Origin of the sequence: Sphingobacterium sp. Ag1 (assembly GCF_000988325.1) — a bacterium.
In the GTDB taxonomy this organism is placed as follows: Bacteria; Bacteroidota; Bacteroidia; order Sphingobacteriales; family Sphingobacteriaceae; genus Sphingobacterium.
The window spans coordinates 54,013-62,754 of record NZ_LBGU01000015.1; the positions used below are offsets into that span (position 1 = coordinate 54,013).

Annotated in this window: 7 protein-coding genes; 5 read left to right on the forward strand and 2 right to left on the reverse strand. The window is 38.9% G+C overall.

The window, feature by feature from the left end; all coding sequences use genetic code 11:
• Window positions 1-39: 39 nt before the first annotated feature.
• The 3 genes from AAW12_RS01330 to AAW12_RS01340 are packed head-to-tail and all read left to right on the forward strand — an operon-like array spanning window position 40 to window position 2,523.
• Entirely contained in the window at window positions 40-1,230 is a 1,191-nt protein-coding gene (locus tag AAW12_RS01330; RefSeq protein ID WP_046671837.1) for a DEAD/DEAH box helicase, read from the forward strand.
• A 52-nt stretch (window positions 1,231-1,282) separates the two neighbouring features.
• Entirely contained in the window at window positions 1,283-2,029 is a 747-nt protein-coding gene (locus AAW12_RS01335) for a hypothetical protein (protein ID WP_046671829.1), read from the forward strand.
• 38 nt (window positions 2,030-2,067) lie between these two features.
• The gene (locus AAW12_RS01340; RefSeq protein ID WP_046671830.1) at window positions 2,068-2,523 is read left to right on the forward strand and encodes an NUDIX domain-containing protein; all 456 of its coding nucleotides are present in this window, start codon (window positions 2,068-2,070) and stop codon (window positions 2,521-2,523) included.
• A gap of 296 nt (window positions 2,524-2,819) precedes the next feature.
• Here AAW12_RS01340 and AAW12_RS01345 read toward each other — a convergent pair whose 3' ends face one another.
• A complete protein-coding gene (locus AAW12_RS01345; protein WP_046671831.1) occupies window positions 2,820-3,533 on the reverse strand; it encodes a class I SAM-dependent methyltransferase in 714 nt (237 codons plus the stop codon).
• A 165-nt stretch (window positions 3,534-3,698) separates the two neighbouring features.
• On the opposite strand from AAW12_RS01345, the gene AAW12_RS26575 reads away from it, so the two are divergent.
• On the forward strand, window positions 3,699-4,580 hold the full coding sequence (locus AAW12_RS26575; protein WP_046671832.1) for a LysR family transcriptional regulator: 882 nt from the start codon (window positions 3,699-3,701) through the stop codon (window positions 4,578-4,580).
• An 81-nt stretch (window positions 4,581-4,661) separates the two neighbouring features.
• Here AAW12_RS26575 and AAW12_RS01355 read toward each other — a convergent pair whose 3' ends face one another.
• Entirely contained in the window at window positions 4,662-7,178 is a 2,517-nt protein-coding gene (locus tag AAW12_RS01355) for a TonB-dependent receptor (RefSeq protein WP_046671833.1), read from the reverse strand.
• Window positions 7,179-7,403: 225 nt separating this feature from the next.
• Between AAW12_RS01355 and AAW12_RS01360 the strand changes: the two genes are divergently transcribed.
• Entirely contained in the window at window positions 7,404-8,540 is a 1,137-nt protein-coding gene (locus tag AAW12_RS01360; RefSeq protein ID WP_046671838.1) for a serine hydrolase domain-containing protein, read from the forward strand.
• Window positions 8,541-8,742 lie beyond the last annotated feature (202 nt).

The window sequence follows — 8,742 nt, forward strand, 5'->3', positions numbered from 1 at the left end:
CCTTTTTAATTTTTATTTTTGGGTTTTACATTCATTATTTTGAATTTTTCAGCACTTAAACTCGATAAAATCCTTATCGCTAATCTTGAAAAACAAAAGCTTTCTTCGCTTACACCTATTCAAGAAATAGCTATCCCCGCCATTTTAGAAGGTAGAGACTGTTTGGCGATTGCCCCAACCGGCACGGGAAAAACGGAGGCTTTCGTCGTCCCTATTATTCAGCGCTTACGAACCAAGATTACCCCAGATCACTTATCGGTCCTTATACTCCTTCCTACACGGGAACTTTGTATACAGACCAAACAGCGCATATCGGGGCTTATCGATGGAATGGAGTTGACTATCGCCAGCTTCTATGGTGGCGGAACTTATGAAAGTCAACTCGACGTTTATCCGAAAGCCCAGATGGTCCTTGCGACTCCAGGACGTTTGCTGGATTTTATTGAACAAGGCATTATCGATCTAAAAACGATAGATATCCTGGTGATCGATGAATTCGATCAATTGTTAGATCTCGGTTTCACGAAAGAAATCAATAAAATCATCAGCACATTGCCTGCTGAGAGACAAACCATTTTCAGTTCAGCTACGAAAACCCCTGAAATCGAAAAAATTGTTCGAAAAAGATTAAGTACCCCTGTTGAGATCAACCTAGAAACAACGGCCAAAAAGGGTCAAATAGAAGAATCTGTCCTCTATGTTGATAAAAATGATAAAAAGACCCTTCTGCGTTATCTCCTTGAAAACCGTATTGCACAGCAAGTAATCGTTTTCACGCGAACAGTTCATGCTGTCGAACGCATCGCAACAGATTTAGATCGAAATGGCATTTCTTGCTCGGCATTATATGGCGATATAGCGCAGCAAAAACGAGAAGAGATTATTGCTAAATTCAGACAAAAAGAGGTACGTGTATTAATTGCGACGGACCTTTTGGCTCGAGGGGTAGATTTTCCGGACCTAGAAGCTATCATCAACTACGAAATTCCGGATTCCGCCGAGCTCTATACGCATCGAATCGGTCGAACAGGTCGTTCGGAAGCAGAGGGAAAAGCATTTACCTTTTGCGATGCGGAGGACAATGAAAAGTGGATAAAATTACAGTTATCCTTAAAACGGCAAATTAAAATTGACGATCAACATCCTTATTTATTGAGCTGGGAGAAAATGCGTTCTAGCAGCCAAAACAATCAACGAAAAGGCGGTTCGAAATCAAGAAAACGTCGTTAATTAATAAATATTCTTTTACTTTTACCAGCAAATCAAAAAATCACAATCCGAGATGAGTACAATACATTTATTTGACGATAGCAACAATGCGAATGATAATCGTTTGGGAGACCTGGAAAAAACGATTATAATAAATAGCCTGATGGAAGTTCCCTTTGAAGAGCGGGATGAAGAGTGGCGTGATATTTTTCTGGCTAATATTGCTGAATGCACCTTAAAATTAGCAGAAACAGAAGTGGTTGTTGGTCCTGATGGGTTCCCCTATTTTCAACTCGAAAGTGTTCCGAAAGATCAGAACTTTCAGGCCTTTGTCATTAAAAATCGGCTGAAGGATTACGTGTTGCCAAAAGGTTTTGGTATTGCTATCAATACACAAAATGAAAACCCCGACTGGGTATTCACCTACGGCGACTTGGTTAACTACTTTTTAAACGGAGAGTTTTATACAGATGATAGTGTTTTCTCAAAGAAAAATGAACAAACGATTATCGGTCAAGATGAAGAAATATTAGTGGGGCAACCTGCCGAGACCATTCTTCCACAGGCTGTCCGCAACCAATTACGTGAATTTTTAGATTATTATGGCGTAAAGAATGCAAAGGTGATGCTCATTGCGCGTAATTATAAAGATGAAGAAAATGCTTCACAAGATTTGGCATTCAATATCGCTGCGAACCAATTCAGGACTGAAAAAGAATTCACCAACATCATGGAAGCAATTGGCTGGTTTCTTCCGAGACATTATTCTTATATCGGATTGGATGAATTTGCAGTAGACAATGGTTTTATGCCACTGTAAAAGACAGAAACTAAAATATATACAAACATAATTAATCCATGTTTCCATTTAACGTAAGAGTGTACGGAATATTGATCAATGAAAATCAAGAGGTATTGATCAGCGACGAAAGAACGGAAAATGTTTCATTTACCAAATTCCCTGGTGGGGGCTTAGAATACGGGGAAGGCTTATTGGATGCTTTGATCCGGGAGTATCAGGAAGAATGTGCTTTTGACATTGCTGTGGTTAAACATATTTACACCACAGACTTTTATGAGAAATCAAGTTTTAACGATAGCCAAATCATATCGATTTACTATCAGGTCAAGAATACCTCAGCTATTCAGATCAGAACGACTACCAAAGCCTTTGACTTCGATCCTGATCAGAAACCTGAAGATAATAAGCTTCAGTCTTTTCGATGGGTACCGATTGAATCGGTGTTAACGGAAGATTTGACCTTCAAAACAGATCAGATCGCCTGGGAAGAATTCTTAAAAACGGTCAAATAATAATAATTTTTCAATTTTCATCATTTTTATTTGTATTTAAAAAATAAAGACATATCTTTACGTAAACCAATGGAAATACTTGATTTTTTTAAAGTATTGACCTTAATAATTACATTTTATTATTTATTTGACATCTCGCATGTGACGAGGAATAAAAGTAGAGGAGCGTGGGATGAGACATACATTGGTTTATTGAATTTGTAAATTCCTAGTCCTATAGGTTTTTTAATAGTTAGTGTGATTTTATGGCGATACTCCCCGTATCGCCTTATTTTTTTTACACTTTTTTCCAGCCCCTATTTGAATCCCATATAAGAAGCAAAACAAAGGTTTTTATGTAAAACATCAACATTTTTAAAGCCAACTTGTGTCAATAAGTTGAGTTGATAAATCAGCGATCTTGGTGTATCCTCGTGTTCAATATAGTCAAAAACATGATCACGGTACTGTTCATCCTTCAGGCTAGTTAAGTATTCACCATATTTTTCTCTATAAATTAATTTTTGAAGCTGTTCATTATTTTGCTCAATCAAATCAAAAATCCACACACTTCCCCCGGTTCTCAATAAGCGGAACAGCTTGCCAAACGCATTTTCCCAATCTTTATCATCTCGAAGATGATGTAAAACGGATGTTGCGATGATGACATCAAATTTGTCTTCTTCCAAAGCAGCAGTACGAAAGTCGCCTTTAATCAAATGAATTTCTCCGTTGGTCAATTTTCCAACGCGTTCCTTTGCCCTATTTAACATGGGCTGGCTCAGGTCCAACAGACTAACATTTGGATTAGACTCCAATTTTTGCAATAGTTTTACGTCGTAATTGCCAGCCCCACATCCAATGTCCAATATATTTTGGGCGTTTGGATAAAGACTGACAATGGCATCCGTAATAAGCTCCATATTCCATACCGCATCCAATGTGGTTGCTTGACCTGTTTCTAAATTTGAGAACCGTTCGACATCATTGTCAAACCGTGTTTCAATCTCCTGTAGTGTAGCTTTGTTCATCTCTAAATTGTTTATGCTCTAAAGTTCAGATAGATTCCCCCTACAGCTGTATCTTACAGTCCGTCGGGCATTTCATCCATTAATTTTTAATAATTTAAAGGTAGGACTAACTGGAATTCATTAAAAATATTTATTTTGTCATCAATTCATACCAAAAAAGTATCGATGGAAATCCGACATCTCATTTATTTCAAAACAGTAGCCGAAGAGCTTCATTTTGGCCGAGCAGCAGAACGCTTATTTATGTCCCAGCCCCCATTAAGCCGGCAGATTAAAGATCTAGAAGACGAATTGGGTGTTATTCTTTTCTTCCGGACCAACAAACGTGTCGAGCTAACTGAAGCAGGTAAATACTTTTTGGAGGAAGTGTTAGAGATTCTGCAGAACATAGAGCACAGCAAAACGATCACCAAACAGATTCACAACAATATCTCCGGAGAATTCAAACTAGGCTATATCAGTTCAACACCAAAAAAGATGCTTGCTACAGTATTGAAGCAAATTCAACAAAAGTTTCCATACTTAAGGGTTAGTCTTTTTGAAACTTCGACACAGAAGCAAAAGCTGGCGTTGGAAAATGGAAAATTGGATCTAGGCATCATGCGCGCTCCAATTTATTCAAATGAATTGCTGACCACTCCTCTTTTCGAAGACCCTATGGTGATTGTAGGTCCTTCACAGGTGGAATTTAATGCGATCAACTTTTTTAATGAAAGTTTCATTTCTTTCAATCAGAAATACGCCTCCGAATATCACCGGCTTGTTATTAACACCTGTAATCGCATGGGCTTCGAACCTAAGATTGTACACCAGAGCAATTCGATGTCTTCCATTCTTGAGTTGGTGTCACAAGGTTTGGGCCTGGCAGTCGTCCCCTATTCCACCATCAAACAATACCCGCATTTAAACCTAAAAATCATGAAGCTTGAGGATATGGATAGCAAAACAGAAGTGATCCTGGTCTCTAATATAAAAAGTAAAAACAGTGCATTAGGCGAATTTATAGCCTGTATCCAGAAAGAGTATATTGATTTCAATGCGTCCTAAAGGGGCATCTATTGAAATTCCAGCATAAAAAAAGGAGTCAGCATGTTGCTGACTCCTTTTTTTATGGATCGAAGAGCAATATTACCTCTTCTCGAATTTATAAGCCAATGTTGCCATAAAACTACGCGGTGGAATCGGATTCACACTATAGTTTTCATGGATATAATAATTAAACGCGTTGGTAATATTGGATAATTTACCCAAAATACTCCAGTTTTTATAAGCATAACCAGCGGAGAAATCTATGGTCGTAAATGGACTAACGGAGATCAGACGATTGAGACCATCGCGTACATTGATCTTAGTATTATTCCAACCTGCATTACGTCGACCTGTATAAAATGCGGAAAAACCTAATTTCAGTCCTTTAACTGTCCCATTTTGAATGGTATAAAACACGGTTCCATTAGCCGTATGTGCTGTGGTTCCTACCAGACGTACATTTTCTTCGTTTCCAGAAATTTCAGTCACTTTCTCCTTACCATCAACGATGGTTGTATAACTTGAAATCGGATTGGTTTCGGTATAACGCATATAATTGTAGGAATAACCTGCAATTACATTCAGTCCTGGAAGTAAGGTTCCAGTAACATCAACTTCCAATCCGCTTGAAGCCGTCTTTCCAGAAAATTCTTTCATATTTGCATCGCTATTGCTTGTTCCATTCGGAAGCACCAATAACTGTTGGGCAAAGCGATTGTTGTTAATTCTATACCAAGCAACATTTGCGGATAACCTACCGTTGAAAAAGTCATTTTTCACACCGGCCTCATACTGATCGATGATGGAGGGAGCCATCGGTTGGTAATTCACATCATATCCCGAATTCGATGTAAAGTTATTCGCATAAGTGACATAGACACTTGATGAGCGGATCGGCTGATAGATCAATCCAAATTTAGGCGACCATGCTTTATCCACTTTTGCTCCAATCGGATTTTTTTGACCATCTAGATTAATAATCTCTTCCGATTGATTCGTCGCATAAGTATACTTTTCCGAATTCGGTGTACGCTGATACGTGTAGCGAATACCAGCCAACACTTTAAATTGTTCAGTAACTTCTATTAGGTCCTGAAAAAATACGCCATAACGGAAGATATCCGTCGTTGTTTTGGTCAATAAATCCGCTTGTGGCATATCTGTCCGAAGTCCATTTCCCGAAGCCAAATGCTGCGCAGTTTGCGAGGGATTAAAGACATAAATAGAATCGTATACACCGCCCACATTTTTAGAGGCATCAATTTTATAGGCATACGCATTTGAATGCGACTGATCGGCATCTGCTCCCACCAAGATCTTATGCTTGATCGCCCCTGTTTTTACAGTTCCTGTTAGATTCAATTGCTGATTGGCTGTAAACTCATTTGATTTGGATCGGGTTAAATTCCGTGGAGCAATTCCATTTTTATTCGCTTGAATCCGATCTGATCCATAGTAATCACGATCGTAGGTTTGGTAACTTGCTATTGCGTTTAAATTCCATGAATCATTAAACTTATGGTTCAAATTGATCTGCCCGTTTGAGGTGTTTGTTCTGTTGAAAGCAAAAGGCACATTCATAAAAGTGTTTCTTCCAACTTCATTATTCAACTTACCATCCACGGTCCCCATTCCAAAGTCCGGCGTAAAATCGCTTTTTAAGTAATCGAATGTAAAGTTGAGATCAGTTTTATCGGATATTTTATATAAAACAGAAGGATTTACATATGTACGTTTTGATGTGACCTGATCCCTAAAGCTACCCGCTTTTTCATAAGTTCCGATAACCCGGAATGCAACCTTATTGGAGATTGGACCATACACATCTACTGTTGGTTTATAGAAGTCATAACTTCCTACACGCATTGACGCTTCGCCTCCATAATAAAATTTAGGCTTTTTCGTCACTAGGTTTACTACGGCCCCACCAGATACACCGCCATACAACAAAGCAGAACTTCCTTTTAAAATCTCGACAGATTCTAAGGTGCTCGCCTCAATCGAACCTCCATTATTGGTTCGCGCGCCATTCTTAAATATATTATTCCCGCCTAAGCTATAGCCCCTTGCGTAAAAATTTTCGTTGACCCCACCACGGTTCGCTCCCATCGCGACACCGTTTGCATTTTTTAGCGCGTCGCTCAGGCGATTAACTTGTTGATCCGCAATTACCTGTTCGTTTATAATTTGTACACTCTGCGGCAAATCCCGGTCAATAATCCCTGCTTTACCCACATTCACTGTTTTGCTGTTGTGCGAGTTGTAGCCCACGACTTCCACTTGTTCCAATTGAGATTCAGAAATATTCAAAGCAACATTCACGGCCGTCGCCTTTCCATTTTTAACCTCTATAGTACGCTCCTCGACTCCATTTCCGATACTTTTGATCCGAATAGTATAGGTTCCATCCGGAAGATTAGAGAAATGGAAGCTTCCATCACCTGAAGTCGAAGTAGACCTACCTAAAGAAACTATGGTTACTGTAGCCGATTCAATTGGTGCACCATCTTTGGTTTTAACACGGCCATGTATCCCCTTACTTTGCGCCGATGCGTCCAAATGAATTGCTCCTACCAATCCTAGACTTAAAACAAGTCCTAGAAAAGTTCTTTTCATGTTAATAAATTGTGAGTTCGTAAAAATTATTTGTCGGCGCAAACATACGATATTATTTTATTGTTTAGAATAGTTTTAAATAAAAATAGTTTGTTGCGCTACTAAAGCATGATTGAGCTGTATAGCAACTATGATATGCTGCACGGATTCATTGTAACTATTTCTATTATTCATCAGTATTTCCTTACATTTATACCAGAACTAACATCCCAACTAATCAATCCAATGAGAAAGTATAAGCTCCTACGCGCCGTCTTTATTTTTCTATTCGTTCCCACAGTTTTGCTGGGTCAGCACACACAGGTTGATCATGATCTTACAGAAATTATGCGTCGCTATAATGCCGTAGGGCTCAGTGTGGTCGTCGTCAAAAACAATAAAATTGAGTATCACAAAAATTATGGTTACAAAAACTTGGAATCCAAAACCCCTCTCGGAGAAAATGACCTCTTTCGGATTGCTTCGATTTCAAAGTCATTCACCGCAACATCATTGATGCAATTAATAGCGGATGGCCGATGCAAACTCGACGACGACTTCGGGGATTTGATAGGTTTCCCAATCAGAAATCCGAATTTTCCAGGCAAAAAAATCACGGTCCGGATGATCCTTTCCCATACCTCCAGTGTCAATGATAAAAACGGTTACTTCAATCTAGATGTCATCAATCCATCCAAGAACCCCAATTGGAAAGATTCCTACAATCTTTATGAACCAGGCACACAATACCAATATTGTAATCTCAATTTTAATATGGCAGGAGCTGTTCTGGAGAAACTGACCAATACACGCGTCGACAGCTATATTGTTAACCATATCCTCAAACCGCTCAACCTATATGGTGGTTATTGTATCGACTCTTTGGACCAAAGAAGATTTGTTCCTTTATATTCCTTTGATGCTAAAGGTACACCGCATGAAGAACCCAGTGCCTATAATCCACGTCGGGAGGAACTCAATCAGTACATCTTGGGCTATAGCACTCCTGTGCTTTCTCCGACAGGTGGAATGAAAATATCGGCCTTAGATTTGGCTAAATACATGATGATGCATATGAATTACGGCCATAGTCAGGGAAAAAACATCATCCCTAAAAAGTATGCGAAGATTATGCAGACCGCTGTAAATAAAGAATCGGGTTATGGATTAGCTTTGATGAATAATTCTAAAATTATACCGGGGATTACTTTGACAGGCCATACGGGATCGGCTTACGGGCTTTATAGCGCACTATTTTTCAACCCTGCAAAGAAATATGGCTTTATTGTTATTACAAACGGCTGCAATATTCCCGACAGCGATGACTTCAACCCTTTGCTTAAAGACTGCATTGGCGCCTTGTACGATGCTTACATTGAATAGACAACGGTTTTCATCAAATAGGTAACAGTTTAATAAATAAACAAAAGCCAAACCCATCAAATCGAACCTTGTCCCTGAGGTTTACGGGAAAGCCTGAGGCCTTCGGATCAACTAGACATTAACAACATAAAAAAGCTGCTAATTTTGGAGCTTTTTTTTTTTGTTATTTTTACTATTTCTTGTTTTCCACCCAGTTTACAAT

Excerpts from the sequence above, each read along its gene's own strand:
- AAW12_RS01335 (WP_046671829.1), top strand. The coding sequence starts at position 1,283 with ATGAGTACAATACATTTATTTGACGATAGCAACAATGCGAATGATAAT.
- AAW12_RS01340 (WP_046671830.1), top strand. The coding sequence starts at position 2,068 with ATGTTTCCATTTAACGTAAGAGTGTACGGAATATTGATCAATGAAAAT.
- AAW12_RS01345 (WP_046671831.1), bottom strand. The coding sequence starts at position 3,533 with ATGAACAAAGCTACACTACAGGAGATTGAAACACGGTTTGACAATGAT.
- AAW12_RS26575 (WP_046671832.1), top strand. The coding sequence starts at position 3,699 with ATGGAAATCCGACATCTCATTTATTTCAAAACAGTAGCCGAAGAGCTT.
- AAW12_RS01355 (WP_046671833.1), bottom strand. The coding sequence starts at position 7,178 with ATGAAAAGAACTTTTCTAGGACTTGTTTTAAGTCTAGGATTGGTAGGA.
- AAW12_RS01360 (WP_046671838.1), top strand. The coding sequence starts at position 7,404 with ATGAGAAAGTATAAGCTCCTACGCGCCGTCTTTATTTTTCTATTCGTT.